At 70.0% G+C, this 24,200-nt stretch carries 28 protein-coding genes; 21 read left to right on the forward strand and 7 right to left on the reverse strand.

Features of this window, described 5'->3' with window-relative positions; translation table 11 throughout:
* Nucleotides 1–107 precede the first annotated feature (107 nt).
* Nucleotides 108–1,574, forward strand: a complete 1,467-nt coding sequence (locus tag ITJ64_RS06990; protein ID WP_194679970.1) for a CCA tRNA nucleotidyltransferase — start codon at nucleotides 108–110, stop codon at nucleotides 1,572–1,574.
* 21 nt (nucleotides 1,575–1,595) lie between these two features.
* Here the strand turns inward: ITJ64_RS06990 and ITJ64_RS06995 are convergent, their stop codons facing one another.
* Nucleotides 1,596–2,675 (reverse strand): inositol-3-phosphate synthase, encoded by a 1,080-nt coding sequence (locus ITJ64_RS06995; RefSeq protein WP_194679971.1) that lies wholly within the window; start codon nucleotides 2,673–2,675, stop codon nucleotides 1,596–1,598.
* 99 nt (nucleotides 2,676–2,774) lie between these two features.
* Entirely contained in the window at nucleotides 2,775–4,676 is a 1,902-nt protein-coding gene (locus tag ITJ64_RS07000) for a glycosyltransferase (protein ID WP_194679972.1), read from the reverse strand.
* A 179-nt stretch (nucleotides 4,677–4,855) separates the two neighbouring features.
* On the opposite strand from ITJ64_RS07000, the gene rpsF reads away from it, so the two are divergent.
* From rpsF to dnaB, 5 genes are all read left to right on the forward strand, one after another.
* A complete protein-coding gene (rpsF, locus tag ITJ64_RS07005) occupies nucleotides 4,856–5,227 on the forward strand; it encodes a 30S ribosomal protein S6 (protein WP_216851677.1) in 372 nt (123 codons plus the stop codon).
* A gap of 6 nt (nucleotides 5,228–5,233) precedes the next feature.
* A complete protein-coding gene (locus tag ITJ64_RS07010; RefSeq protein WP_194679973.1) occupies nucleotides 5,234–5,767 on the forward strand; it encodes a single-stranded DNA-binding protein in 534 nt (177 codons plus the stop codon).
* A 30-nt stretch (nucleotides 5,768–5,797) separates the two neighbouring features.
* Complete coding sequence (rpsR, locus tag ITJ64_RS07015; RefSeq protein WP_022895757.1) at nucleotides 5,798–6,061, forward strand: 30S ribosomal protein S18; 264 nt, start codon at nucleotides 5,798–5,800, stop codon at nucleotides 6,059–6,061.
* Nucleotides 6,062–6,072: 11 nt separating this feature from the next.
* The gene (rplI, locus tag ITJ64_RS07020) at nucleotides 6,073–6,525 is read left to right on the forward strand and encodes a 50S ribosomal protein L9 (protein WP_173182113.1); all 453 of its coding nucleotides are present in this window, start codon (nucleotides 6,073–6,075) and stop codon (nucleotides 6,523–6,525) included.
* A 394-nt stretch (nucleotides 6,526–6,919) separates the two neighbouring features.
* Entirely contained in the window at nucleotides 6,920–8,293 is a 1,374-nt protein-coding gene (gene dnaB, locus ITJ64_RS07025; RefSeq protein ID WP_194679974.1) for a replicative DNA helicase, read from the forward strand.
* A 19-nt stretch (nucleotides 8,294–8,312) separates the two neighbouring features.
* Here dnaB and ITJ64_RS07030 read toward each other — a convergent pair whose 3' ends face one another.
* Nucleotides 8,313–8,759, reverse strand: a complete 447-nt coding sequence (locus tag ITJ64_RS07030) for a hypothetical protein (RefSeq protein WP_194679975.1) — start codon at nucleotides 8,757–8,759, stop codon at nucleotides 8,313–8,315.
* An 87-nt stretch (nucleotides 8,760–8,846) separates the two neighbouring features.
* The gene (locus ITJ64_RS07035; RefSeq protein WP_228507724.1) at nucleotides 8,847–9,350 is read right to left on the reverse strand and encodes a MarR family winged helix-turn-helix transcriptional regulator; all 504 of its coding nucleotides are present in this window, start codon (nucleotides 9,348–9,350) and stop codon (nucleotides 8,847–8,849) included.
* A 74-nt stretch (nucleotides 9,351–9,424) separates the two neighbouring features.
* On the opposite strand from ITJ64_RS07035, the gene ITJ64_RS07040 reads away from it, so the two are divergent.
* From ITJ64_RS07040 to ITJ64_RS07050, 3 genes are read left to right on the forward strand one after another with little or no spacing between them, the layout of a single operon-like run.
* Nucleotides 9,425–11,551: an MMPL family transporter gene (locus tag ITJ64_RS07040; RefSeq protein ID WP_194679976.1), complete on the forward strand. Its 2,127-nt coding sequence runs from the start codon at nucleotides 9,425–9,427 to the stop codon at nucleotides 11,549–11,551.
* 38 nt (nucleotides 11,552–11,589) lie between these two features.
* Nucleotides 11,590–12,180, forward strand: coding sequence for an HdeD family acid-resistance protein (locus ITJ64_RS07045; protein WP_194679977.1), 591 nt, complete (start codon nucleotides 11,590–11,592; stop codon nucleotides 12,178–12,180).
* Nucleotides 12,177–12,428 (forward strand): hypothetical protein, encoded by a 252-nt coding sequence (locus ITJ64_RS07050; protein WP_179546883.1) that lies wholly within the window; start codon nucleotides 12,177–12,179, stop codon nucleotides 12,426–12,428. Before ITJ64_RS07045 ends, ITJ64_RS07050 begins: the two co-directional genes overlap by 4 nt.
* Before the next feature lie 28 nt (nucleotides 12,429–12,456).
* Here ITJ64_RS07050 and purB read toward each other — a convergent pair whose 3' ends face one another.
* From purB to ITJ64_RS07065, 3 genes are read right to left on the reverse strand one after another with little or no spacing between them, the layout of a single operon-like run.
* On the reverse strand, nucleotides 12,457–13,842 hold the full coding sequence (gene purB, locus ITJ64_RS07055) for an adenylosuccinate lyase (RefSeq protein WP_194679978.1): 1,386 nt from the start codon (nucleotides 13,840–13,842) through the stop codon (nucleotides 12,457–12,459).
* Nucleotides 13,843–13,877: 35 nt separating this feature from the next.
* Nucleotides 13,878–14,405, reverse strand: coding sequence for a low molecular weight protein-tyrosine-phosphatase (locus ITJ64_RS07060; protein ID WP_194679979.1), 528 nt, complete (start codon nucleotides 14,403–14,405; stop codon nucleotides 13,878–13,880).
* 12 nt (nucleotides 14,406–14,417) lie between these two features.
* Complete coding sequence (locus ITJ64_RS07065; RefSeq protein ID WP_194679980.1) at nucleotides 14,418–14,822, reverse strand: phage holin family protein; 405 nt, start codon at nucleotides 14,820–14,822, stop codon at nucleotides 14,418–14,420.
* A gap of 61 nt (nucleotides 14,823–14,883) precedes the next feature.
* Here ITJ64_RS07065 and ITJ64_RS07070 point away from each other — a divergent pair, with 61 nt between their 5' ends.
* The 12 genes from ITJ64_RS07070 to rpsN all read left to right on the forward strand — a co-directional run bounded on the left by ITJ64_RS07070 (nucleotide 14,884) and on the right by rpsN (nucleotide 24,195).
* Nucleotides 14,884–15,489 carry a GNAT family N-acetyltransferase gene (locus ITJ64_RS07070; RefSeq protein ID WP_194679981.1) on the forward strand — a complete coding sequence of 202 codons (606 nt, stop codon included), beginning with the start codon at nucleotides 14,884–14,886 and terminating at the stop codon, nucleotides 15,487–15,489.
* A 22-nt stretch (nucleotides 15,490–15,511) separates the two neighbouring features.
* A complete protein-coding gene (locus ITJ64_RS07075; RefSeq protein WP_194679982.1) occupies nucleotides 15,512–16,606 on the forward strand; it encodes a histidinol-phosphate transaminase in 1,095 nt (364 codons plus the stop codon).
* Nucleotides 16,603–17,724 (forward strand): thiamine pyrophosphate-dependent dehydrogenase E1 component subunit alpha, encoded by a 1,122-nt coding sequence (locus ITJ64_RS07080; RefSeq protein WP_194679983.1) that lies wholly within the window; start codon nucleotides 16,603–16,605, stop codon nucleotides 17,722–17,724. Before ITJ64_RS07075 ends, ITJ64_RS07080 begins: the two co-directional genes overlap by 4 nt.
* On the forward strand, nucleotides 17,721–18,746 hold the full coding sequence (locus ITJ64_RS07085; RefSeq protein ID WP_194679984.1) for an alpha-ketoacid dehydrogenase subunit beta: 1,026 nt from the start codon (nucleotides 17,721–17,723) through the stop codon (nucleotides 18,744–18,746). The genes ITJ64_RS07080 and ITJ64_RS07085 overlap by 4 nt, the downstream gene beginning before the upstream one ends.
* A 36-nt stretch (nucleotides 18,747–18,782) precedes the next feature.
* Nucleotides 18,783–20,192: a dihydrolipoamide acetyltransferase family protein gene (locus tag ITJ64_RS07090; RefSeq protein WP_194679985.1), complete on the forward strand. Its 1,410-nt coding sequence runs from the start codon at nucleotides 18,783–18,785 to the stop codon at nucleotides 20,190–20,192.
* Nucleotides 20,193–20,265: 73 nt separating this feature from the next.
* On the forward strand, nucleotides 20,266–21,183 hold the full coding sequence (locus ITJ64_RS07095; protein ID WP_194679986.1) for a metal ABC transporter solute-binding protein, Zn/Mn family: 918 nt from the start codon (nucleotides 20,266–20,268) through the stop codon (nucleotides 21,181–21,183).
* 30 nt (nucleotides 21,184–21,213) lie between these two features.
* Nucleotides 21,214–22,068, forward strand: a complete 855-nt coding sequence (locus tag ITJ64_RS07100; RefSeq protein WP_370545072.1) for a metal ABC transporter ATP-binding protein — start codon at nucleotides 21,214–21,216, stop codon at nucleotides 22,066–22,068.
* Entirely contained in the window at nucleotides 22,065–22,952 is an 888-nt protein-coding gene (locus tag ITJ64_RS07105) for a metal ABC transporter permease (RefSeq protein ID WP_194679987.1), read from the forward strand. Before ITJ64_RS07100 ends, ITJ64_RS07105 begins: the two co-directional genes overlap by 4 nt.
* Entirely contained in the window at nucleotides 22,949–23,335 is a 387-nt protein-coding gene (locus ITJ64_RS07110) for a transcriptional repressor (protein ID WP_194679988.1), read from the forward strand. The genes ITJ64_RS07105 and ITJ64_RS07110 overlap by 4 nt, the downstream gene beginning before the upstream one ends.
* A gap of 146 nt (nucleotides 23,336–23,481) precedes the next feature.
* Nucleotides 23,482–23,718 (forward strand): 50S ribosomal protein L28, encoded by a 237-nt coding sequence (gene rpmB, locus ITJ64_RS07115; RefSeq protein WP_173182131.1) that lies wholly within the window; start codon nucleotides 23,482–23,484, stop codon nucleotides 23,716–23,718.
* Nucleotides 23,718–23,885, forward strand: coding sequence for a 50S ribosomal protein L33 (rpmG, locus tag ITJ64_RS07120; RefSeq protein WP_022897487.1), 168 nt, complete (start codon nucleotides 23,718–23,720; stop codon nucleotides 23,883–23,885). The genes rpmB and rpmG overlap by 1 nt, the downstream gene beginning before the upstream one ends.
* 4 nt (nucleotides 23,886–23,889) lie before the next feature.
* Nucleotides 23,890–24,195 (forward strand): 30S ribosomal protein S14, encoded by a 306-nt coding sequence (rpsN, locus tag ITJ64_RS07125; protein WP_173182132.1) that lies wholly within the window; start codon nucleotides 23,890–23,892, stop codon nucleotides 24,193–24,195.
* The last annotated feature ends 5 nt before the right edge of the window (nucleotides 24,196–24,200 follow it).

Consider the following 24,200-nt stretch of genomic DNA (forward strand, 5'->3'; position numbering starts at 1 on the left):
GGGCGCGCTCGGTGGCACCCGCATCCGTAGACCCGATTCTAGGAGGATCGGCCTGGGAGATCGGGGAACCGCCGGGGTCGGGCGGGGCGCGCGGCTAAAATGGCTCGGTGCAGTCCGTTCAGCAGTCCCTGGAATTCCTCGCGACGCTCGCGGGCGAGGGCCCCGTGGCGAAGCTCGCCGCCGCCTTCAGTGCCGCCGGGCACGAGCTCGCCCTCGTCGGAGGGCCGGTTCGCGACGCGTTCCTCGGCCGGCCGATCACCGACCTCGACTTCACGACGGATGCGCGTCCCGACGAGATCCTCGCGATCGTGACCCCCATCTCGCAGGCCCAGTGGGACGTCGGTCGCGCCTTCGGCACCATCGCCGCCCGGATCGACGGTGAGAGCGTCGAGATCACCACCTACCGCTCCGACGAGTACGACCACACGACCCGCAAGCCCGCCGTGGAGTTCGGCGACTCGCTCGAGGGCGATCTGCTGCGCCGCGACTTCACGGTGAACGCCATGGCGCTCCGGCTGCCGTCGCTCACCCTGATCGACCCCTCGGGCGGCATGGAGGACCTGATCGCGGGAGTGCTGCGCACGCCGGGGGCCCCCGAGGTCTCGTTCGGCGACGACCCGCTGCGCATGCTGCGCGCCATCCGCTTCACCGCCCAGCTCGGCTTCACGGTGGCCGTCGACACGGCCGTGGCGATCACCGAGATGAAGGACTCGATCGGCATCGTCTCGATCGAGCGGGTCAACGACGAGCTCTCGAAGCTGCTGAAGACGGATGCGCCCCGGCGTGGCGTCGAGCTGCTGGTCGAGAGCGGCCTCGCCGAGATCGTGCTCCCCGAGGTGCCGGCGCTCCAGCTCGAGAGCGACGAGCACCACCACCACAAGGACGTCTACCAGCACAGCCTCACCGTGCTCGACCAGGCCATCGACCTCGAGAAGTCGCGCGGGAAGCTCTCCTCCCCCGACCTCGTCGTGCGCCTCGCGGCGCTGCTGCACGACATCGGCAAGCCGGCGACGAAGCGCAACGAGCCGGGCGGGCAGGTGTCGTTCCACCACCACGACGTGGTCGGGGCGAAGCTCGCGCGCAAGCGGCTGCGGGCGCTGCGCTTCGACAACGACACCATCGCCGCGGTGTCGCGCCTGATCGAGCTGCACCTGCGCTTCTTCGGCTACACCGACGGGGCGTGGACCGACTCCGCCGTGCGCCGCTACGTGCGGGATGCGGGCGACCAGCTCGAGCGCCTGCACATCCTGACCCGCGCCGACGTGACCACGCGCAACCGCCGCAAGGCCGACCAGCTGGCCTTCGCCTACGACGACCTCGAGGACCGCATCGCGACGCTCGCCGCGCAGGAGGAGATCGACTCGGTGCGACCGGATCTCGACGGGGAGCAGATCATGCGCATCCTGAACCTGAAGCCGGGGCGCGAGGTGGGCGAGGCTCGGGCGTTCCTGCTCGAGCTGCGGCTCGACGAGGGCCCCCTCGGTGAGGAGGAGGCCACCCGTCGGTTGCAGACGTGGTGGCACGCTGGAGCTAGGGGGATTGCATCGCAATCCCGCGACGCCAGTGCTGACTGAGCTGCGCTCAGTCAGTTCCGGCTAGGCGGCAGGCGTGTTCTTCGCGATGAACGCCTCGAGCTCGGTGCGCGCCACGTCGTCGGGCATCTGCACCGGCGGCGACTTCATGAAGTAGGCGGCGGCGGGCTCGACCGGGCCGCCGAGGCCGGCGTCGAGCGCCACCTTCGCGGCGCGCACGGCGTCGATGATGACGCCGGCCGAGTTGGGCGAGTCCCACACCTCGAGCTTGTACTCCAGGCTCATGGGGGCGCCGCCGAACCCGTGGCCCTCGAGGCGCACGAAAGCGAACTTGCGGTCGTCGAGCCACGGCACGTGGTCGCTCGGGCCGATGTGCACGTCACCGGCGGGCAGGTCGATGTCGATGTTCGAGGTGACCGACTGCGTCTTCGAGATCTTCTTCGAGTTCAGGCGTCGGCGCTCGAGCATGTTCTTGAAGTCCATGTTGCCGCCGACGTTCAGCTGGTACGTGTGGTCGAGCTGGATGCCCCGGCTCTCCAGCAGGCGGGCGAGCACGCGGTGCGTGATGGTCGCGCCGACCTGGCTCTTGATGTCGTCGCCGACGATCGGCAGCCCGGCCTCGACGAACTTCGCGGCCCACTCGGGGTCGGAGGCGATGAACACGGGGATGGCGTTCACGAAGCCCACCCCGGCGTCGAGAGCGGCCTGCGCGTAGAACTTCGCGGCCTCCTCCGAGCCCACGGGCAGGTAGCAGACGAGCACGTCGGCGCCCGATTCGCGCAGGGCGCCCACGACGTCGACGGGCGTGGCTTCCGACTCGTCGATCATCTCGACGTAGTACTCGCCGAGCCCGTCGAGGGTCGGGCCGCGCTGCACGGTCACGCCGGTGGGTGCGACGTCGGCGAACTTCAGCGTGTTGTTCTCGCTCGCCCAGATGGCGTCGGCCAGATCGGCGCCCACCTTGGCCGCGTCGACGTCGAAGGCCGCCACGAACTCGATGTCGCCCACGTGGTACTGGCCGAACCGCACGTGCATCAGGCCGGGCACCGACTCGGTCTCGTCAGCGTCCTTGTAGTACGTCACCCCCTGGATCAGAGAGTTCGCGCAGTTACCGACGCCCGCGATCGCGACCTTGATGCTCATTCCGTCAGCCCTTTTCCGTTGTGTCAAAACTCCACGATCCTATGCCTGATCAGCTGAGTGACGGATGCGCGGGGCCCGGCAGCGCACCGGGGCCGCCCTTCAGCCGGCGAACCGGTACCGCTCCACGTCGGCGACGTCGTGGGTCTGAGCGCCGCTCAGCGTGAAGCGCGGCGGATCCCCGGCGACGGTGAGCTGCGTCGCGTGGGCGGCCATCGCGGCCACCTTGCGGCGGAGCGGCTCGCCCTGCAGCGGGACGACGACGTCGGCGACCACCGACCCGTCCACCCGGGGTTCGACGATCGCGAAGAACGGCACCCCGTAGTGGCGCGCGATCTCGCGTGCGGCGTCGTGCATGCGCACATGGTCCGGATGCCCGTACCCGCCCAGCCCGTCGTAGCTGACGACGCTCGTCGGCGCTCCCCCGGCCAGTCGTTCGACGCCGCCGATCACGGCGCCGACGACCGTCTCGAGCGGGGCCAGGCTCAGCGCCGCAGCGGGAGCGTCGTCGGCGGCCCGGGCGAAGCCGTCGTCGCCCCACTCCATGCCCGAATCGGAATACGCGCCGAGGAAGCTCTGCGGCACTCCCCCGAGCTCGTGCAGCGCGCGCGCCAGTTCCTGCTCGCGGTGCGGAGCCAGCTCCGGTGTGCCCTCGAGATGGTGCAGCTCGCCCGGCACGACCTCACCGCGCTCGCCGCGGGTGCCGGTGAGGATCACCGGGTGCCGGCCGGCGGCGACGAGGGCGGCGAGGGTGCCTCCGGTCGAGATGGACTCGTCGTCGGGGTGCGCGTGCAGGAAGACGGGGCGCTCGCCGAAGACGGCGGTCGGGTCGGGCTCGAGCGCGGCGACCTCGGCAAGCAGCTCGGTGGCGGCAGCCTCCCAGTCCCGTGCCCGGCCGTGCTGCAGCGCTGTCGCCCCGAGCCTCTCGAGCCCCGCCTCGTCCGCCAGCAGTCGCCCCAGCACCTCGGCCCAGTCCTCGGGCCGCCGGCTGCCGACGTGCACACCGCTGACGCCGTCGGGCACCGACTCGGCCAGTCCGCCCGTCCCCGAGGTCACCACCGGCGTTCCGCTCGCCGCGGCCTCCAGCGCGACCAGCCCGAAGGTCTCGGAGTGGGAGGGGACGAGCAGGAGGGTCGCCTCGCGCAGCAGCGCCGCCGCCTCTGCTCGGGTCTGAGGAGGAAGGAACTGCACGTCGTCGTCGAGCCCGAGCTCGTGCACCCGACGGTGCAGCGCGGCGGCGTAGTCGTCGTGACCGGGGCTCGTGCCGCCCGCGATCACGAGGCGCGGGCGGGGCTCCGGGAGCAGCGCGAGCGCCTCCACCGCCAGATCGACGCCCTTCAGCGGCTGGATGCGCGCCAGCACGAGCAGGGTGGGGCGGGCGGCGGGGGCCGCTGCCGCGGGGTGGAAGAGGGCGGTGTCCGCACCCGGCGCGAGCACGCGCACCCGCTCGCCGGGTGGGGCGTACGCGTCGAGCACGGCCGCGCGCTCGGCGGCGCTCAGGGCGAGGGTGAGCTCGGAGGCGTGCACGAGCATCCGCTCTGCTGCCACGCGCGACGCGGGCTCGGGTCGATCGCCGGGCGCGAGATGCGCGTTCTTCAGCGCCGCGACGGTGTGCAGGCTCTGCACGTGCGGCACGCCCCACTCCTCGGCGACAGGCAGCGCCGCGGCGCCCGAGAGCCAGTAGTGGGAGTGCACGAGGTCGAAGGGCTCGAGCTCGCGCATCCGCTCGCCGAACTCGCCGAGGTGCGCCGGCAGCTCGCCCTTGGCGACGGATGCGCGGGGCCCCGCCTCGAGGAAGCGCACGAGCGTGCCCCCCACCGTTCTGCCCTCGGTCTCGTCGGCCGAGCGGGCCCGGGTGAGCAGCTCGACGTCGTGGCCGGCGGCGGTCAGGGCGTCGGCGAGGCCCACCAGCACCACGTTCATGCCGCCCGCGTCGCCCGTGCCCGGGGCGTCGAGCGGGGAGGTGTGCAGGGAGACGAGGGCGATGCGGCGGGGTTCAGGCACGCTTCGACCCTGACACAGGAGCGCTCGGAAGGGTGCTTCTGGTAGGATGTGGAAGTTGTCCTGTGCCCAGTGGAACTCTCCACGCGGGTGCGAGACAGATGCATAACCCTCCTGTCACAGAGATTCTGTGGCCGTTCTAGTCCGAAGGAGGTGGGTTTGTGACGCATCAGTACGAACTCATGGTCATCCTCGATCCCGAGATCGACGAGCGCACCGTGGCACCGAGCCTCGACAAGTTCCTCAACGTCATCCGCACGGATGGTGGCACCGTGGACAAGGTCGACATCTGGGGCCGCCGTCGCCTGGCCTACGAGATCAACAAGAAGTCCGAAGGCATCTACGCCGTCGTCAACCTGACCGCGTCGGCCGACGCGACCAAGGAGCTCGACCGTCAGCTGAAGCTGTCCGAGGCCGTCATGCGCACCAAGGTGCTGCGGGCCGAAGAGGGCATGGCCCAGGTCGCCGCCGCGTCGAAGCTGGCCGCAGAGAAGGCCGCCCGCAAGGCTGCCGCTCCCGCGAAGCCCGCCGTCAAGGCCGAGGCCGGCGAGTAGTCCGTCATGGCCGGCGAAACCGTCATCACCGTGGTGGGCAACCTCACCGCCGATCCTGAGCTGCGCTACACGCAGAACGGGCTCGCGGTCGCGAACTTCACGATCGCCTCGACGCCTCGCACCTTCGACCGCGCGTCGAACGACTGGAAGGACGGCGAAGCGCTGTTCCTCCGCGCGTCGGTCTGGCGTGAGTTCGCCGAGCACGTCGCCGGGTCGCTCACGAAGGGCAGCCGTGTCGTCGCGACCGGTCGTCTGCGTCAGCGCTCCTACGAGACGAAAGAGGGCGAGAAGCGCACCTCGATCGAGCTCGAGGTCGACGAGATCGGTCCCTCGCTCCGCTACGCCACCGCCCAGGTGACCCGTGCCTCCAGCGGCGGTGCCGGTGGCGGCGGCGGGAGCTTCAACGGCGGCGGTCAGCGCGGCGGCCAGTCGGCCGTCGAGGAGCCCTGGGCGGCCAGTGCCCCCGCGTCCGGCAACGGCGGCGGCGGCAACGACGTCTGGAACACTCCCGGCAGCTACGCCGACGACACCCCCTTCTAAACTTCTCTTCTTTCAGAACAGGAAACAACCATGGCTGGAAAGTCAAGCGGCGATCGCCGCAAGCCGCTCCGCGGCGCCAAGGGCGCGAAGAACGCGGCCCCGGCGAAGTCCATCCGCGTCGGAGTCATCGACTACAAGGACGTCGCGACCCTTCGCAAGTTCATCTCGGAGCGTGGAAAGATCCGCGCCCGCCGTATCACGGGTGTCTCCGTCCAGGAGCAGCGCCTCATCGCCCGTGCCGTCAAGAACGCCCGCGAGATGGCACTTCTGCCCTACGCCGGCTCAGGCCGTTAAGGAGCAGCAGCATGTCGAAACTCATTCTCACCCACGAGGTGACCGGACTCGGTTCGGCCGGCGACGTCGTCGAGGTCAAGAACGGCTTCGCCCGTAACTACCTCATCCCCAAGGGCTTCGCGGTGTCGTGGAGCCGTGGCGGCGAGAAGCAGGTCGAGCAGATCAAGGCTGCCCGCTCCGCTCGCGAGCTCGCCACCATCGAAGAGGCGCAGCACCTCAAGCAGTCGCTCGAGAACGCCGTCGTCAAGCTCACCGTCAAGGCGGGCCAGGGCGGACGTCTGTTCGGCTCGGTGAAGACCTCCGACATCGCCGACGCGGTGCAGGAGGCCGGCATCGGCTCGCTCGACAAGCGCAAGATCGAGATCCCGAACGCCATCAAGGCGACCGGAAACCACGAGGCGACCGTGCGTCTGCGCGACGACCTCTCGGCGACGATCTCGCTCCAGGTGGTCGCGGCCAAGTAGCCGTCCCCTGAAGGGGTGTCAGGTGCCGAAAGGCTCTGGCACCCCTTTTCCATGCCCGGATTCTCCCCACATCTGTACACAGGAACAGGCCCTCAGGCCAAGGTTCAACCGGTGGTCGAGGGATGTGCGGACCCACACTCTGTGGAATCTACAAATACCTGGTCAGAGTCACTTTTGATCTCAGGATGCACAATCTCTCCACAGGAGAGTGCACACCTTCTGCACACGAGCGTCGGCGTTTCGCGCAGATCCTCCACAGAGTTATCCACAGGCCGGTTTGATTGTGGACAGTGCCCGTTCGTAGTCTGGGCCGGCGCCCCTCACCACCGCCGATGTCGGTGGCGGGCGCTAGAAGTGAACAGAGCCGCCCCCGGCGGCAGAAGCGGAGCAGACCTTGTCGATCGCCCATCTCGGTCTCGCGGGTGAAGAGCGCCAGGGCGCACCCCGTGCCGGCGACCGCACCCCGCCCCACGACCTGCTCGCCGAGCAGAGCGCGCTCGGCGGAATGCTGCTGTCCAAGGACGCGGTGGCCGACGTGGTCGAGGTCATGCGTGCCGTCGACTTCTACATCCCCAAGCACGAGGTCATCTTCGAGGCGATCCTCAACCTCTACTCGCACGGCGAGCCCACCGACGTCATCGCGGTCACCGACGAGCTCACGAAGAGCGGCGAGCTGAGCCGGGCCGGTGGCGCCGACTACCTACACACGCTCACCGGTCTGGTGCCCACGGCCGCGAACGCCGGCTACTACGCCCAGATCGTCTCCGAGAAGGCCGTGCTGCGCCGGCTCGTCGAGGCGGGCACCCGCATCGTGCAGATGGGCTACGCCAGCGAGGGCGAGGTCACCGACCTGGTCAACAACGCCCAGGCCGAGGTCTACGCGGTCAACGGCGGTGTCGAGGCCGAAGACTACGTGCCGCTCACCGTCGCGGTCACGGCGGCCATCGACGAGATCGAGGCGGCCGCGGGCAAAGACGGCTCGATGACCGGTGTGCCCACCGGCTTCGCCGACCTCGACAACCTCACCAACGGCTTCCACCCCGGCCAGATGATCATCGTCGCGGCCCGCCCCGCGCTCGGAAAGTCGACGCTCGCGCTCGACTTCTGCCGGGCCGCCTCGATCAAGAACGACATGCCGTCGATCTTCTTCTCGCTCGAGATGGGTCGCTCCGAGATCGCCATGCGTCTGCTCTCGGCCGAGGCCTCGGTGCCCCTGCAGAGCATGCGCAAGGGCCGCATCGAGGGCCGGGACTGGACTACTCTGGCCTCCACCCGCGGTCGCATCAACGACGCGCCGTTCTACATCGACGACAGCCCGAACATGACCCTCGTCGAGATCCGCGCCAAGTGCCGGCGCCTCAAGCAGAAGGTGGGCCTCAAGCTGGTCGTCATCGACTACCTGCAGCTGATGACGAGCGGCAAGAAGGTCGAGAGCCGCCAGCAGGAGGTCTCGGAGTTCTCCCGTGCCCTCAAGCTGATGGCCAAGGAGCTCCAGGTGCCGGTCATCGCGCTCTCCCAGCTCAACCGTGGCCCCGAGCAGCGCGCCGACAAGAAGCCGGCCATCTCCGACCTCCGCGAATCCGGCTCGCTGGAGCAGGACGCCGACATGGTGATCCTCCTGCACCGCGAGGGCGCCTACGAAAAAGACAACCCCCGCGCCGGCGAGGCCGACTTCATCGTCGCCAAGCACCGCAACGGCCCCACCGCCACCATCACGGTCGGCTTCCACGGCCACTTCTCCCGTTTCGCGGACATGCCCCCCGCCTAGCCGATCGGCGCTCGGCCGGTCAGGCCGAGAAGGGGAGCTGCTGGGTCTGCGAGATGAGGGTGGGGTAGCCGGGGACGGTCGCCGCGATGCGGACGGCCGAGTAGTTCTGGGTGATGCCCGAGGGGATGGTCGAGGAGAAGGTGCCGTCGGCGCGGGTCGAGGGGCGGAAGACCGCGACCCAGGCGTCGGTGCCACGCGGAATGCCCTCGATGTCGAACGACTGCTGCAGCGGCGTGCCGTCGGGGCCGAGGAGTTCGACGAAGACGTAGCCCGAGTCACCGGATCCGGTGAAGGAGACGTAGAGCGTCGGCTTCGGGTCGGGCGTCGAGGCGGCGGCCGCGGGGGCCGCGACGGCGGCGAGCACCACGGGGGCCGCCCAGGCGCTGTGCAGCACGGCGCGGCGGGAAGGGCCTGCGGGAGTGGGGCCCGGCGAGGGGGTGGGCGGGTTCGGGTCGGTTCGGGTCACCTGTCCACGCTAGACAGGCTCGAAGGGTGAGCAGGTGCCCCGACGACGCCCGGTAGCGGACATGTCCGCAAGAGGGCGCCGGGCGGCCTACGGGGCGGCGACGGCCGCGCGGTAGACGGACGCGACGCGGTCGAGGAAGGTCGAGACGACCGCGCGGTCCTCCTCCGACATGTCCTCGACGATGGCGGCGACGCCGAGGATGACGGGCAGCAGCTCCTGCACCGTGCGATCGACGGAGGCTCGCGCGGGCACCACGACGATCTTGCGCCGGTCGCGCTCGTGCGGGTGCCGCTCAGCGTGCCCGAGGGCCACCAGGCGGTCGACCACGAGGGTGGACGCCGCGGTCGAGACCTTCAGGCGCGTGGCGAGCTCGCTCGGCGTGAGGGGCCCGTCCTGGATGAGGTGCTCCATCGCGGTGAGGTCGGTCTGGTTCACCGTGAGCACGCTGCCCAGCCGCCGCTCGAAGGCCCGCGAGAGGGCGTCGACGTCGCGCAGCTGCTGGGAGATCGGGGAGACGACGGGCATCCCGCTGTCGGGCAGCTCGTCGCGCGACCACGGCATGGCGCTCGAGGAGTTGCGGGCATCAGTCATGACTGACATGCTAATCCCATATGTAGCTAAGCTGCTTAGCAATAAAGGATCTTTCAGGTCGAAGAGGAGACATCATGCGCGGCATCGCCCGATTCGTCAGCGGCCGGGGCACGGCCTGGGTCACGCTGGCCCTGACCGCGATCGCCGTGGCGCTGCTGTTCGCGCTGCTCCCCCAGGGCGAGAGCGATGCGTTCCCGCCCTCCGGCCTCCCCGACTCGAGCGAGGCCGCCCAGGTGTCGGCGCTGCTCGAGCAGTTCCCCGACGCCGACACCACTGCCGGCATCGTCGTCTACTCGCGGGGCGGCGACGCGCTCACCGACGTCGACCGCACCGCGATCACCGAGGCGGCCGGCCGGCTCGCCGAGGGCTCCCTCGCCCCGCAGGCGGTCGTGCCCCAGTTCAGCGACGACGGCACCGCCGCGCTCGTGGCCGTTCCCCTCGAAGCGGATGCCGACGCCGACGTCGGGGCGATCGCCGACGAGCTCCGCGCCGACGCCGACCCGGGTGTCGACGGCCTCACCGCCCTGCTCACGGGCCCCGTCGGCTTCCAGGCCGACATCTCCAACGCGTTCGCCGGAGCCGACTTCCGCCTGCTGCTCGTCACCGTGCTGGTGGTCGCATTCCTGCTCATCGTCACCTACCGCAGCCCCGTGCTCTGGATCGTGCCGCTCGCGGTCGTGGGCCTCGCCGACGGGCTCGCCCGGGTCGTCGTGACCGCCCTGGCCGAGCCCCTGGGCATCACCATCGACGCGTCGATCGGGGGCATCCTCTCAGTGCTGGTGTTCGGCGCCGGCACGAACTACGCCCTGCTGCTCGTCGCCCGCTACCGGGAGGAGCTCACCCGGGTCGAGAACCGGCACGCCGCGATGCTGACCGCCTGGCGGAGCGCGGGCCCCGCCATCGCGGCGAGCGGCGGAACCGTGGCGCTCAGCCTGCTCACCCTGCTGCTGGCGCAGCTCTCGGGCAACCGCGCCCTGGGCTTCGCCTGCGCGGTCGGCGTGGCCATCGCGATCCTGTTCGCCCTGCTCGTGCTGCCGGCGGCCCTCGTCGTCTGCGGCCGCGGCCTGTTCTGGCCGTTCGTGCCCCGCGTGCAGAGCGAGGCCGACGCGGCGGCCCATCCGCGGAAGCCCGGCGTCTGGATGCGCCTCGGCCGCGGCGTCGCGAAGCGCCCCGCCGTCGTGGCGATCGTCGCCGTGCTCGGCATCGGCGTGCTCTCGCTCGGCCTGATCGGGGTGCAGGTCGGACTCTCCCAGACCGACCAGCTGATCGGCGAGCCCGACTCGGTGAAGGCCCAGACCGTGATCGACGAGTCGTTCAACGCGGGCCTGACCGGGCAGACGGTCGTGCTGACCCCGGATGCGGTGGTCACCGACGCGAGCGAGCTCGCCGAGGGCGTGGCCGGAGTCGAGTCGGTGCGCCCCGGCGAGAGCGCCGCCGGCGTGACCCGGCTCGACGTGACCCTCGACGCCGAGCCGGAGAGCGACGCGGCCTTCGCCACGATCAGCGCGCTCCGCAGCGCCTATGCCGACGCCGGAGGCGAGCTGGCCGACACCCTCGTGGGCGGCAACGACGCCACGGCGCTCGACACGAACACGGCCTCGGAGGCCGACCAGGCGCTGATCATCCCGCTGATCCTGGCGATCGTCTTCGTCATCCTCGCCCTGCTGCTGCGCTCGCTGGTGGCTCCCGTGCTCCTGATCGCCAGCGTGCTGGCCACGTTCTTCGCGAGCCTCGGCGCCTCGAACGTGCTGTTCCAGAACCTGCTCGGGTTCCCGGCGTTCGACTCCAACGTGGTGCTGTTCGCGTTCCTCTTCCTGGTGGCGCTCGGCGTGGACTACAACATCTTCCTCACCACGCGGGCCCGGGAGGAGGCCGGGCAGCACGGCACCCGCGAGGGGATGATCCGGGCGCTCAGCAGCACCGGCGGCGTGATCACCAGTGCGGGCATCCTGCTCGCCGCCGTCTTCGCCGTGCTGGGGGTGCTGCCCGTGGTCGCGTTGACCCAGATCGGAGTGATCGTCTGCATCGGCGTGCTGCTGGACACCCTCGTGGTGCGCACGGTGCTCGTGCCGGCGCTCGTCTTCCTGACCGGCGACCGGTTCTGGTGGCCCTCGAAGCCGGCAGCGGCGGTCGCGCAGGCTCGGCACGTCGGGCAGGAGCGGCACGCCGGGCACGACCGGCACTCAGCCGCGGCGAAATAGACTGGGGTCATCCCTACCGTCGAAACGAGGCATCCGGAGTGACCGAGACCCGCCGCAGCACCGAGCGATCGCCCTACTGGGGCGTTCCGGTGGCCCGGGCGATCCCGTTCATCGTGACCGCCCTCGTCATCACCTTCAGCCCGAACCACTCGGCGCAGGTCGGGCTCCTCGCCTACGGGGTGCTGGCCGTCGTCACGGGGCTCATCGTCGCCGTGCTGTCGTGGCGCACCATCGAGGTGAAGTCGACCCGGGTGGTCTTCCTCGTGCAGGGTGTCGCGAGCGTGCTGTTCGGCGCTCTGGCGCTCGGCTTCAACGCCGGCGGCCTCGGCTTCCTGCTGTTCTGCGCCACGATGAACTCCGCCATCGGCGGCTTCCTCGAGCTCTACGCGGGCCTGAAGGCGGGCAAGAACCCGGCCGGCCGCGACTGGGCGGTCGTCGGCGGGCTCACCGTGGTGTTCGCGCTCGTGCTGATCTTCTTCCCCACCGACCCGGTCTTCGCGGTCGGGATGCTCGGGGCCTACTCCGCCGTCATCGGCCTGTTCCTCGTGATCGGCGGTCTGTCGCTGCGCTGGGGAACCCACGCCTCCGTCACCGCCACCGGGCCTGAACCCACCAGAAGGGCATCGTGAACCAACCAACGAGGCGCGACCGGCTGAAGCCGGCCGAGCTGATCGTCCTGTCCGCCATCCTCTCGGCCTTCGTCGGGCTGGTGGTGCTGATGGTCTCGCGCGAGTTCCTGCTGGCGGGCATCTTCTTCGGTGTCGCCTTCATCGTCGTGCTCGTGGTGATGGCGATGCTGTCGCTCTCGATCAAGCCGAACGACCGCGAGCAGCACGAGATCGACGGCGACGAGCCGCAGGGCCCGGCCGGCCACTAGGCACGACCGGGCATCCGCGAGCCGTGCCCTAGTCGAGGATGTGGTCGACCAGCGCCGACGCGAGCCCCGTGTAGCCCGCCGGGGTCAGCGCCACGAGCCGCGCCTTGGCCTCGGCCTCGATGTCGAGGCCCTCGACGAACGCCACCAGCTCGGCCTGGCCGATGCGGCGCCCACGGGTGAGCTCCTTCAGCAGCGCGTAGGGGTCGCTGATCTGCGACCGTCCCTCGGTGATCTCGGCGCGCACGACGGTCTGGATCGCCTCGCCGAGCACCTCCCAGTTCTCGTCGAGGTCGCGGGCCAGCGCATCCCGGTTCAGCGAGATCTGGCCGAGGCCGCCGAGGATGTTGTCGAGCGCGAGCAACGAGTGCCCGAGGGCCACGCCGATGTTGCGCTGGGTGGTGCTGTCGGTGAGGTCGCGCTGCAGCCGCGAGGTGACGAGGGTCGCCGCGAGCGAGTCGAGCAGCGCGCTGGAGAGCTCGAGGTTCGCCTCGGCGTTCTCGAAGCGGATCGGGTTCACCTTGTGCGGCATGGTCGAGGAGCCCGTGGCGCCCGCGACCGGGATCTGGGTGAAGTAGCCGATGGAGATGTAGGTCCAGACATCGGTGCACAGGTTGTGCAGGATGCGGTTGGCGTGGCTGATGCGGTTGTAGAGCTCGGCCTGCCAGTCGTGCGACTCGATCTGGGTGGTCAGCGGGTTCCAGACGAGGCCGAGCGAGGTGACGAACTCGCGTGAGATGCGCTGCCAGTCGGCGGAGGGATCGGCGACCAGGTCGGCGGCGAAGGTACCGGTGGCGCCGCTGAACTTGCCGAGGAACTCGGTGTCCTCGATCTGCGCCTTCACCCGCTCGAGGCGGTGCACGGTGACGGCGAGCTCCTTGCCCATGGTGGTGGGCGTCGCGGGCTGGCCGTGGGTGTGCGCCAGCATCGGCTCGTCGCGGTAGAGCACCGCCTGGCGGCGCAGCTCGGCGATCACGCGCTCGAAGGCCGGCAGCCAGACGCCCTCGACGGCGTCGCGGATGGTCAGGGCGTAGCTGAGGTTGTTGATGTCCTCGCTGGTGCAGCCGAAGTGGGTGAGCTCGGCGATGTCGTTCAGCTCGAGCTCGGCGAGCTTCTCGCGCACGAAGTACTCGACCGCCTTGACGTCGTGCCGCGTCGTCGCCTCGAGCTCGGCGATGCGGTCGATGTCGGCCTGGCCGAAGTCGTCGACGACGGCGCGCAGCTCGGTGACGAGCTGCGGCTCGAGGGGGGTGGCCCCGAACATCCGGTGCTCGGTGAGGAAGAGCAGCCAGTCGATCTCGACCCGCACGCGGGCGCGGTTGAGGCCGGCTTCGGAGAGGAACTCGCCGAGCTCGGTGACGGCGGGGCGGTAGCGGCCGTCGAGCGGGCTGATCGGCTGAGGGGGCAGAGGGGGCATGGCGGGGCGGGGGCTTTCCGTGAGGAGGGCGGGGTTCAGGATGCGGCCGGCTGGCGGAACGCGGGCTCGAGCTGCCGGAACAGCGCCCGGTCGGCGTGCTCGATCATCGCGAGCACCGAGTCGAACATGGCGGCGTCGGAGTAGTAGGGGTCGGGCACGTCGGTGCGGCCGGCGTAGTCGGCGTCGAAGGAGAGCAGCAGCCGAACCTTCTGGCGGTCCTCCTCGGTGCGGGCCCAGGAGCGCAGCACGCGCTCGTGGCTGCGGTCGAGCGCGACGACGAGGTCGTGCGAGTCGAACCAGGCGGGGTCGAACTGGCGGGCGCGGTGCGTGCTGCCGTCGTAGCCGCGGCTCTTCAGCGAGGCGACCGTGCGGGGGTCGGCGTGCTCACCGACGTGCCACTCCCCCGTTCCGGCCGAGGTGACGACGACGCGGCCGGAGAGCCCGGCCTTCTCGACCAGGTCGCGCAGCACGATCTCGGCCATCGGGGAGCGGCAGATGTTGCCGGTGCAGACCATGCAGATGCGGAAGGCGGCCTCGGGGGGATCTTCGGGCTCGCGCGACATGCCCTTAGTCTCTCATCGGCGGTCGCGGCGGCCCGCGAGGGGCCGGAGGATCGCGCCGATGATCGCGGACAGGATGGCCAGCACCAGGGCGCCGAGCACGGTCCACCAGAAGCCGGCCAGGGTGAGGCCGAAGCCGAACAGGCCGGTGAACACCGAGGTGAGCCAGAGCAGCAGCGCGTTCACGAAGAACGAGATGATGCCGAGCGTGAGGATGTAGAGCGGGAAGGCCACGACCCGGATGATGCTGCCGATGATGCCGTTCACGATGCCGAACACCAGCGCCACCAGCAGGTAGCTGATGATGGTCTCGACGGTTCCGCCGTCGCCGATCGGGTCGATCTTCACCCCGGCGACGATCAGGGTGGTGAGCCACAGGGCGATCGCGTTGACGACCAGGGAGACCAGGAATCTGCGCATGACCCCCACTATCCCAGAACGGCCCGTCGCGCGGAACGGCTGCGTGGTGCAGAGTCGAGGCATGGTGAACCTGCCCTGGCAGCCGGCCCACCCGATCCTGACCGGCCGCCTCGCCCTGCGCCCCCATCGCGCGGGCGACCTCGACGACCTCCTGCGCTACCACTCCGACCCCGAGGTGGTGCGCTACATCCCCTGGCCCGTGCGCACACGCGAGCAGACCGAGGCGGCGCTCGACTCGCGCACCCGCCAGGGCGCGGTGACCGAGGAGGGGCAGTGGCTGGTGCTCGCGATCCAGCTGCGCGACGACGTCGGGCTGAGCGAGGGCGGCCGGGTGATCGGCGAGGTGCTCCTGAAGTTCGACAGCGAGGCGGATGCCCGGGGCGAGCTCGGCTACGCCATCGCCCGTGACGCCGAGGGGCACGGCTATGCCACCGAGGCCGCCCGGGCCGTTCTCGACCTGGCCTTCACCGGCTTCGGCCTGCACCGCGTGATCGCCCGCCTCGATGCCCGGAACCGGGCATCCGCCGCCCTGCTGGAGCGGCTCGGGATGCGTCGGGAGGCCCTCTTCATCGAGGACGAGCACTTCAAAGGGGAGTGGACAGACACCCTCGTCTACGCGCTGCTGGAGCATGAGTACCGCCCGGAGCATATTCCCGAGGCGGGATGAGCCCGCGAACTACACTGGACGGATGACCTCCGGCTCCGAAGCAGCCCCCGCCGTTCCGGTGAGGATGCGCCCCGAGATCCTCGCGCTGCCCGCGTACCGCCAGGGCCAGGCCGCGCCGACCGGGTTCAAGCTGTCGTCGAACGAGAACCCGTACGACCCGCTGCCCGGTGTGCTCGAGGCCGTCGACCGCGCCACCCGGCAGCTGCACCGCTACCCGAACGCCGCCGCCCCCGAGATCACGGCCCGCCTGGCCGAGGAGTGGGGCGTCGAACCCGACGAGGTGATCGTGGCGGCCGGATCGGTGGCGCTGCTGATGCAGTTCACGATGGCGGCCGCCGGCCACGGCGACGAGGTCGTCTTCTCCTGGCGCTCGTTCGAGGTCTACCCGTGGATGACGGTGCTGCCCGGCGCCACTGCGGTGCCGGTGCCGAACACCCCCGACCACCGTCACGACCTCGTCGCGATGGCCGCCGCGATCACCGACCGCACGCGGCTCGTGCTGGTCTGCAGCCCGAACAACCCGACCTCCAGCGCCGTCACGAAGGCCGAGTTCGAGGCCTTCATGGCGTCGGTGCCCGCCGACCTGCTGGTCATCCTCGACGAGGCCTACGCGGAGTTCGTCACCGACCCCGAGGCGGTGAACGGCCGGGCGCTGGTGCGCCGCTACCCGAACCTCGTCGTGCTGCGCACCTTCTCCAAGGCCTACGGCCTGGCCGGCCTCCGCATCGGCTACGGCATCGGCCGGCCCGAGGTGCTGGCTCCGGCCCGCACGACGATCGTGCCGCTGAGTCTCACCGACCACGCCCAGGTGGCCGCCCTCGCCTCGCTCGACCGCGGCGACGAGCTGCGCGAGCGGGTCGCGAACATCGCGGTGCGACGGGACGCCGTGTACGAGGCCCTGCTCGAGCAGGGCTGGACGGGCATCCCGAAGCCGCACGGCAACTTCGTCTGGTTCCCGGTGGGCGAGCGCACCCCCGAGGTGCTCGAGGTGTTCCGCCGGCACGGCATCATCGCCCGTGGCTACTTGCCCGACGGCGTCCGACTGACGATCGGCGAGGAGGAGAGCGTGCAGAACGTGCTCTCCGCCGCCGACGAGATAGCGAGGATCCTCCGATGACCGAGACCCCGACGGTGCAGTTCCTCTCGGTCGAGGGCGAGTTCGCCCCGACCGAGTCGGCCGAGGAGTACCGCTCCTACCTCGATCGCCTGAGCGAGACCGACCTGCAGGAGTTCTACCGGAAGATGGTGGTGGTGCGCCGCTTCGACGGCGAGGCCACGAACCTGCAGCGGCAGGGCCAGATGGCGCTCTGGGTGCCGAGCCACGGCCAGGAGGGCGCCCAGGTCGGCTCCGCCTACGCCGCCCGCCCGCACGACCACCTCTTCCCGAGTTACCGCGAGCACGCGGTCGGCCTGGTGCGCGGCATCGACATGCTTGCGATCGTCGAGCTGCTGCGCGGCAACACGCACGGCGGCTGGGACCCGGCCGACCCGACGAACGGCAACTTCCACGGCTACTGCCTGGTGATCGGCTCGCACTCGCTGCACGCCACCGGCTACGCCATGGGCCTCCAGCGCGACGGTCTGGTGGGCACGGGCGACCCCGAGGTCGACGCGGCCGTGCTCTGCTACTTCGGCGACGGCGCCACCTCGCAGGGCGACGTGAGCGAGGCCTTCGTGTTCTCGGCCTCGAGCCAGACGCCGAACGTGTTCTTCCTGCAGAACAACCAGTGGGCCATCTCGGTGCCGGTGAGCGTGCAGTCGCGCGTGCCGCTGTACCTGCGCTCCCGCGGCTTCGGTGTGCCGAGCGTGCAGATCGACGGCAACGACGTGCTCGCGAGCTACGCGGTGACCGCGAAGGCGCTCGACGACGCCCGCGGCGGCGGCGGCCCCCAGTTCATCGAGGCGCTGACCTACCGCATCGGGGCGCACACCACCTCCGACGACCCCACGAAGTACCGCGAGAACGCCGAGCAGGAGTTCTGGGTGAAGCGCGACCCGATCGTGCGCTTCGAGAAGTACCTCCGCTCGCTCGGCGAGGGCGACGCCTTCTTCGACGGCGTGAAGGCCGAGGCCGACGACTTCGCGGCCGACATCCGGGCCCGCACGCTGGTGCTCGAGGCCCCGCCGATCGGCACCATGTTCGACCACGTGTACTCGGAGCCGCATCCGGTGATGACCGAGCAGAAGCTGTGGCTCGAGCGCTACGAGTCGTCGTTCCAGGAGGAGCAGGCATGACCACCGTGAACCCGTCGAACCCCACGACCGCAGCCGCCGCCCCCGAGGTGCAGGAGCTGCCGATGGCGAAGGCGCTGAACCTCGGCCTCGCCAAGGCGCTCGCCGACGATCCCAAGGTGCTGCTGATGGGCGAGGACATCGGCCGTCTCGGCGGCGTCTTCCGCGTCACCGAGGGCCTGCAGGCGCAGTTCGGCGCCGATCGCGTCGTCGACACCCCGCTGGCCGAGTCGGGCATCATCGGCACGGCCATCGGCCTCGCCATGCGCGGCTACCGGCCGGTCTGCGAGATCCAGTTCGACGGCTTCATCTGGCCGGGCTTCGACCAGATCACCAGCCAGCTCGCCAAGCTGACCAACCGCGGCGGCGGCGCCTTCTCGATGCCCGTGGTCATCCGGGTGCCCTACGGCGGGCACATCGGTGCCGTCGAGCACCACCAGGAGAGCCCCGAGGCGTACTTCGCGCACACCGCCGGCCTCCGCGTGGTCAGCCCGTCGACGCCGAACGACGCCTACTGGATGATGCAGGAGGCGATCCGCTCGAACGACCCGGTGATGTTCTTCGAGCCCAAGAGCCGCTACTGGCCCAAGGGCCCGGTCGACTTCACCGGATCGGCCGCCCCGCTGCACGCCAGCCGGGTCGTGCGCGTCGGCACCGACGTGACCGTGCTCGCCCACGGCGCCATGGTCAGCGTGCTGATGCAGGCCGCCGAGATCGCCGACGCCGAGGGCATCAGCCTCGAGGTCATCGACCTGCGCTCGATCAGCCCGATCGACTACGGGCCCATCGTCGACTCGGTCACCAAGACCGGCCGCCTCGTGGTGGCGCAGGAGGCCTCGGGCTTCGTCAGCGTCGGCTCCGAGATCGCCGCGACCGTCGCCGAGCGCGCCTTCTACTCGCTGCAGGCCCCGGTGCTGCGGGTGGCGGGCTTCGACACCCCCTTCCCGCCCGCGAAGCTCGAGACCGTCTTCCTGCCCGACGCCGACCGCGTCATGGAAGCCGTCGACCGCGTGATGGCCTACTAGGCCACCCGCATCCGACCAGGTACGTCAGGAGAACCCATGTCGTCGCAGTTCAACCTCCCCGATGTCGGCGAGGGCCTCACCGAGGCCGAGATCGTCTCGTGGAAGGTCGCCCCGGGCGACACCGTCACGGTGAACCAGGTGATCGTCGAGATCGAGACCGCCAAGTCGCTCGTCGAGCTCCCCTCGCCGTTCGCGGGCACCGTCGAGAGCGTGCTGGTCGAGGAGGGCACGACCGTCGAGGTCGGCACGCCCATCATCACGGTGTCGTCGGGGGCAACGCCCCCGTCGGGCTCGGCGGCGCCGGTTCAGGATGCTCCGGCAGCCCCCATCCGCGTCGTTCCCGCGGCCGACCTCACCGAGACCGAGTCGATGGTGGCCACCGCCGAGCGCACCGCCACGGCCGAGCGCACCGCCTCCGCGGAGGAGAAGCCCGGAGCCGTGCTCGTCGGCTACGGCATCAAGGGCCACGTCGCCAGCCGCCGCTCCTCGCGCCGCAGCACGAGCGCCATCCCGGCGATCGGCGAGACCCCCGAGGGCGCCCGGCCCACCGAGCGGGTCGCCCGCGTGCAGCAGCCGATCCCGGGGCTCCCCGTGATCGCGAAGCCGCCCATCCGCAAGCTCGCGAAAGACCTCGGCGTCGACCTCAACGAGGTCACGCCCACCGGGCTGATCGGCGACATCACGCGCGACGACGTCGTGCGGCACGCCGAGCAGGCGAAGGTGTTCCACAACATCGAGACGCCGCAGTGGGCGCCCGAGCGGGAGGAGCGCATCCCCGTGAAGGGCATGCGCAAGCAGATCGCGAAGGCGATGGTGGCGAGCGCGTTCACGGCGCCGCACGTGAGCCTGTTCGTCGACGTCGACGCCACCCGCACGATGGACTACGTCAAGCGGCTGAAGGCCTCCGCCGACTTCACGGGCGTCAAGATCTCGCCCCTCCTGATCATGGCGAAGGCCATCATCTGGGCGGTGCAGCGCAACCCGATGGTCAACTCGGCGTTCACCGAGAAGGAGATCATCGTGCGCAACTACGTGAACCTCGGCATCGCCGCGGCCACGCCGCGCGGCCTGATCGTGCCGAACATCAAGGACGCGCAGGACATGTCGATGCGCACCCTCGCCGAGTCGCTCGAGCAGCTCACGCTGACCGCCCGCGAGGGGCGCACCTCCCCCGCCGACATGGCCGACGGCACCATCACCATCACGAACATCGGCGTCTTCGGCATGGACACGGGCACCCCCATCCTGAACCCGGGCGAGGTCGGGATCGTGGCCCTCGGCACCATCAAGCAGCGCCCCTGGGTCGTCGACGGCGAGGTGCGCCCGCGCTTCGTCACCACCGTGGGTGCGAGCTTCGACCACCGCGTGGTCGACGGCGACGTGGCCAGCCGTTTCGTGGCCGACGTGGCCTCGATCCTCGAGGAGCCGGCGCTGCTGCTCGACTGACCCGGTGCGCTGCGCCGCCTGCTGCACCGCGTGCTGATTTGCTATTGATAATCACTATCAATAGTCTGGTCGCGTGACCTCCCGACTCCTTCCTGTCCTCGCGTCCTCCGCGGTGCTCGCCCTCGGCCTGGCCGGATGCTCGTCCGGCTCGTCGGCCGACACCACCGCCGCACCCTCCGACGGCATCAGCATCGTCGCCTCCACCAACGTCTACGGCAGCATCGCCGAGGCCGTGGCCGGCGACGCCGCCACGGTGACGTCGATCATCGACAGCCCCGACAAAGACCCGCACGAGTACCAGGCCGACGGCCAGAACCAGCTCTCGCTCTCGAAGGCGCAGCTCGTGATCGAGAACGGCGGCGGCTACGACGACTTCATCGACACGATGCTCTCGGCCGCCGACAACTCCGGCGCCACGGTGCTGAACGTCACCGACATCTCGGGCTACGACACCGAGCCGGCGGAGGGCGAGTTCAACGAGCACCTCTGGTACGACTTCCCCACGATGCAGAAGCTGGTCGATCAGCTGGTCACCGAGCTGAGCGCGCTCGACGAGGGAAGCGCATCCGACTTCTCGGCCAACGGCGAGAAGCTCAAGGATCAGCTGACGACCCTCGAAAGCGGCGAGGCCGAGCTCGCCTCGGCCCATCAGGGCGCCGGGGTGGCGATCACCGAGCCCGTGCCGCTGTACCTGCTCGACGCCGCCGGGCTCGACAACAAGACGCCCGACGAGTTCAGCGAGGCCATCGAGGAGGACACCGACGTGCCGCCCCTGGTGCTGAACGAGACCCTCGCACTGTTCGACGACAAGAGCGTCGACGTGCTGGTCTACAACGCGCAGACCGGCGGCCCGCAGACCGATGCGGTGCTCGAGGCCGCGGAGAAGAACGGCATCCCCGCGGTGCCGGTCACCGAGACCCTCCCCGACGGTGTCGACTACGTCGAGTGGATGACGGCGAACCTGAAGGCGGTGTCCGACGCCCTCGGCTAGGCCCCGCGCCCGCGGCAGTAGGGTGTCAAGGTGACCGACCCGGTGCTGACCCTGCGCGACGCGAGCCTCGCGTTCGGGCCCCGCACCCTCTGGTCGGGGCTCGATCTCGACGTGCAGCCGGGCGAGTTCATCGCGGTGCTCGGCTCGAACGGTTCGGGCAAGTCCAGCCTGCTCAAGGTCATCCTCGGACAGCAGCGGCTGAGCGGTGGCTCGGTGTCGTTCCTCGGGGCACCCGGCAAGCGCGGCGACCGCCGAATCGGCTACGTGCCGCAGCAGAAGCTCGCCGACGACGGCACCCCGCTGCGCGCCCGCGACCTCGTGGCCCTCGGGCTGTCGGGACACCGCTGGGGCGTGCCGCTGCCCTCGGCCGCCCGTCGCCGCGAGGTGGACGCCCTGCTGGAGGCCGTCGGGGCCACGGACTACGCGAACGTCGGCGTCGGCACCCTCTCGGGCGGCGAGCAGCAGCGCGTGCGGATCGGCCAGGCGCTCGCCGGGGAGCCCCGGCTGCTGCTCTGCGACGAGCCACTGCTCTCGCTCGACCTCACGCACCAGCGCGCGGTCAGCGAGCTGATCGATCGGCAGCGGCGCGAGCGCGACTTCGGGGTGCTCTTCGTCACCCACGACATCAACCCGATCCTCGACATGGTCGACCGGGTGCTGTACCTGGCCGGCGGCGGCTTCCGGATCGGGACGCCGGAGGAGGTGCTGCGCTCGGAGGTGCTGAGCGAGCTCTACGGCTCGCGGGTCGACGTGATCCGCACGCACGGACGGGTGATCGTCGTCGGTACGCCCGACGGGGCCCACGGGCATCCGGACGACCAGCTCGCCCACCACGACGACCACGACCACCGGCCCTCCCCCGGGCTGCTGGGAGGGCTGCCGTGAACGGCGACATCTGGTCGGAGGTCTTCAACTTCGCGAACTACGGCGAGCTCGTGGTGCTGCTGCGCAACTCGATCATCGCGGGCGCCGTGCTCGGGATCGTGGGCGGCCTGATCGGCGTCTTCGTGATGTCGCGCGACATGGCGTTCGCCGTGCACGGCATCAGCGAGCTCTCGTTCGCCGGAGCCGCGGCGGGGCTGCTGTTCGGCATTGGGGTCGTGGAGGGCTCGATCATCGGGTCGCTGATCGCCTCGCTGATCATCGGGCTGCTCGGCTCACGGGCTCGCGACCGCAACTCGATCATCGCGGTTCTGATGCCGTTCGGGCTGGGGCTCGGCATCCTCTGCCTCTCGCTCTACCCCGGCAGGTCGGCGAACAAGTTCGGGCTGCTCACCGGGCAGATCGTGGCGGTCGACGACCCGCGGCTGAACTCGCTGATCGCCATCTCGATCGTGGTCGTGCTCGGGCTGCTGCTCGTCTGGCGACCGCTCACCTTCGCCAGCGCCGACGCCGACGTGGCCTCGGCGCGGGGCGTGCCGGTGCGCGGGCTGTCGATCGTCTTCATGCTGCTGCTCGGGCTCGCCGTCGCGGTCTCGGTGCAGATCGTCGGCTCGCTGCTGGTGCTCTCGATCCTCGTCACACCGGCCGCCGCCGCGCTGCGGCTGTCGTCGTCGCCCGTCGTGGTGCCGCTGCTCAGCACCCTGTTCGCCGTGCTCTCGCTGGTGGGCGGGATCATGCTCGCACTCGGCGCCTCCGTGCCGATCAGCCCCTACGTCACGACGATCTCGTTCACGATCTACCTGATCTGCCGCCTGGTGTCCTGGCGGCGCCGACGTCGGGGCCTGTCGGGGCGGGTACCGTTGACGACGAGGACGGTGATGCAGTGAAGAGGAACACCTGGCAGCGCGAAGCGGTGCGCAGCGCCCTGGGAACCCAGATGGGCTTCGTCAGCGCGCAGAGCCTGCACTCCTCGTTGAAGAACTCGGGCTCGCAGATCGGTCTTGCGACCGTCTACCGGGCGCTCTCCGATCTCGCCCAGGAGGGCGAGGCCGACTCGCTGCAGTCGCCCGAGGGCGAGGCGCTCTACCGCGCCTGCTCGCTGGCGCACCACCACCACCTGATCTGCCGCAGCTGCGGTCTCACGGTCGAGATCGAGGCCGACGAGGTCGAGTCGTGGGCGCAGCGCACGGCGACCCTGCACGGCTTCAGCCGGCCCGAGCACGTCGTCGACATCTTCGGCTTCTGCTCGGCCTGCGTGCCCACCCCCTGACCGCTTCCCGCGCCCGGCGGGCGATGGTGTAAGCTAGCGAGGTTGGGTGGAATCCTCCGCCCTCTGCGGGCCCGTCATGAGTCGGGCCTGTCGACAAGTCATCTTGGGTGAGACGCTCGTCTCACGGTAACCAAATGGAGGAAGCAATGGCAGCAGTCTGCCAGGTGACAGGAGCCGTTCCCGGCTTCGGTCACAACATCTCGCACTCGCACCGGCGAACGAATCGCCGCTTCGACCCGAACGTGCAGAAGAAGAAGTACTACGTGCCCTCGCTTCGCCGTAACGTCACGCTGACCCTGTCGGCGAAGGGCATCAAGGTCATCGATGCTCGTGGAATCGAGTCGGTCGTCAAGGACCTCCTCGCTCGTGGGGAGAAGATCTAATGGCAAAGCAGCAGGACGTCCGTCCCATCATCAAGCTCCGCTCGACGGCGGGCACCGGTTACACCTACGTGACCAAGAAGAACCGTCGCAACGACCCCGACCGTCTCGTGCTGAAGAAGTACGACCCGGTCATCCGTAAGCACGTCGACTTCCGAGAGGAGCGGTAAACACATGGCTAAGAAGAGCAAGATCGCCAAGAACGAGCAGCGCAAGGTCATCGTGGAGCGGTACGCCGCGAAGCGCCTCGAGCTGAAGAAGGCCCTCGTCAGCCCCACGTCCACCGACGAGGAGCGCGAGACCGCCCGCCTGGGGCTGCAGAAGCTCCCCCGCAACGCCTCGCCGATCCGCGTGCGCAACCGCGACGCCGTCGACGGCCGTCCCCGCGGAAACCTCTCCAAGTTCGGCATCAGCCGTGTCCGCTTCCGCGACATGGCTCACCGGGGCGAATTGCCGGGCATTACGAAGTCCAGCTGGTAAATTAC

This window comes from Herbiconiux sp. VKM Ac-1786, from assembly GCF_015350805.1.
GTDB lineage: Bacteria > Actinomycetota > Actinomycetes > Actinomycetales > Microbacteriaceae > Herbiconiux.

What these genes read in the sequence shown, in the direction of transcription:
- rpsR (WP_022895757.1), top strand. Translation starts at nt 5,798, where the DNA reads ATGGCTGGAAAGTCAAGCGGCGATCGCCGCAAGCCGCTCCGCGGCGCC.
- rpsF (WP_216851677.1), top strand. Translation starts at nt 4,856, where the DNA reads ATGGTCATCCTCGATCCCGAGATCGACGAGCGCACCGTGGCACCGAGC.
- rpmG (WP_022897487.1), top strand. Translation starts at nt 23,718, where the DNA reads ATGGCAAAGCAGCAGGACGTCCGTCCCATCATCAAGCTCCGCTCGACG.
- ITJ64_RS07070 (WP_194679981.1), top strand. Translation starts at nt 14,884, where the DNA reads ATGGTGAACCTGCCCTGGCAGCCGGCCCACCCGATCCTGACCGGCCGC.
- ITJ64_RS07065 (WP_194679980.1), bottom strand. Translation starts at nt 14,822, where the DNA reads ATGCGCAGATTCCTGGTCTCCCTGGTCGTCAACGCGATCGCCCTGTGG.
- purB (WP_194679978.1), bottom strand. Translation starts at nt 13,842, where the DNA reads ATGCCCCCTCTGCCCCCTCAGCCGATCAGCCCGCTCGACGGCCGCTAC.
- ITJ64_RS07040 (WP_194679976.1), top strand. Translation starts at nt 9,425, where the DNA reads ATGCGCGGCATCGCCCGATTCGTCAGCGGCCGGGGCACGGCCTGGGTC.
- ITJ64_RS06995 (WP_194679971.1), bottom strand. Translation starts at nt 2,675, where the DNA reads ATGAGCATCAAGGTCGCGATCGCGGGCGTCGGTAACTGCGCGAACTCT.
- rpsN (WP_173182132.1), top strand. Translation starts at nt 23,890, where the DNA reads ATGGCTAAGAAGAGCAAGATCGCCAAGAACGAGCAGCGCAAGGTCATC.
- ITJ64_RS07075 (WP_194679982.1), top strand. Translation starts at nt 15,512, where the DNA reads ATGACCTCCGGCTCCGAAGCAGCCCCCGCCGTTCCGGTGAGGATGCGC.
- ITJ64_RS07090 (WP_194679985.1), top strand. Translation starts at nt 18,783, where the DNA reads ATGTCGTCGCAGTTCAACCTCCCCGATGTCGGCGAGGGCCTCACCGAG.
- ITJ64_RS07010 (WP_194679973.1), top strand. Translation starts at nt 5,234, where the DNA reads ATGGCCGGCGAAACCGTCATCACCGTGGTGGGCAACCTCACCGCCGAT.
- ITJ64_RS07060 (WP_194679979.1), bottom strand. Translation starts at nt 14,405, where the DNA reads ATGTCGCGCGAGCCCGAAGATCCCCCCGAGGCCGCCTTCCGCATCTGC.
- rplI (WP_173182113.1), top strand. Translation starts at nt 6,073, where the DNA reads ATGTCGAAACTCATTCTCACCCACGAGGTGACCGGACTCGGTTCGGCC.
- ITJ64_RS07085 (WP_194679984.1), top strand. Translation starts at nt 17,721, where the DNA reads ATGACCACCGTGAACCCGTCGAACCCCACGACCGCAGCCGCCGCCCCC.
- ITJ64_RS07035 (WP_228507724.1), bottom strand. Translation starts at nt 9,350, where the DNA reads ATGACTGATGCCCGCAACTCCTCGAGCGCCATGCCGTGGTCGCGCGAC.
- ITJ64_RS07080 (WP_194679983.1), top strand. Translation starts at nt 16,603, where the DNA reads ATGACCGAGACCCCGACGGTGCAGTTCCTCTCGGTCGAGGGCGAGTTC.
- rpmB (WP_173182131.1), top strand. Translation starts at nt 23,482, where the DNA reads ATGGCAGCAGTCTGCCAGGTGACAGGAGCCGTTCCCGGCTTCGGTCAC.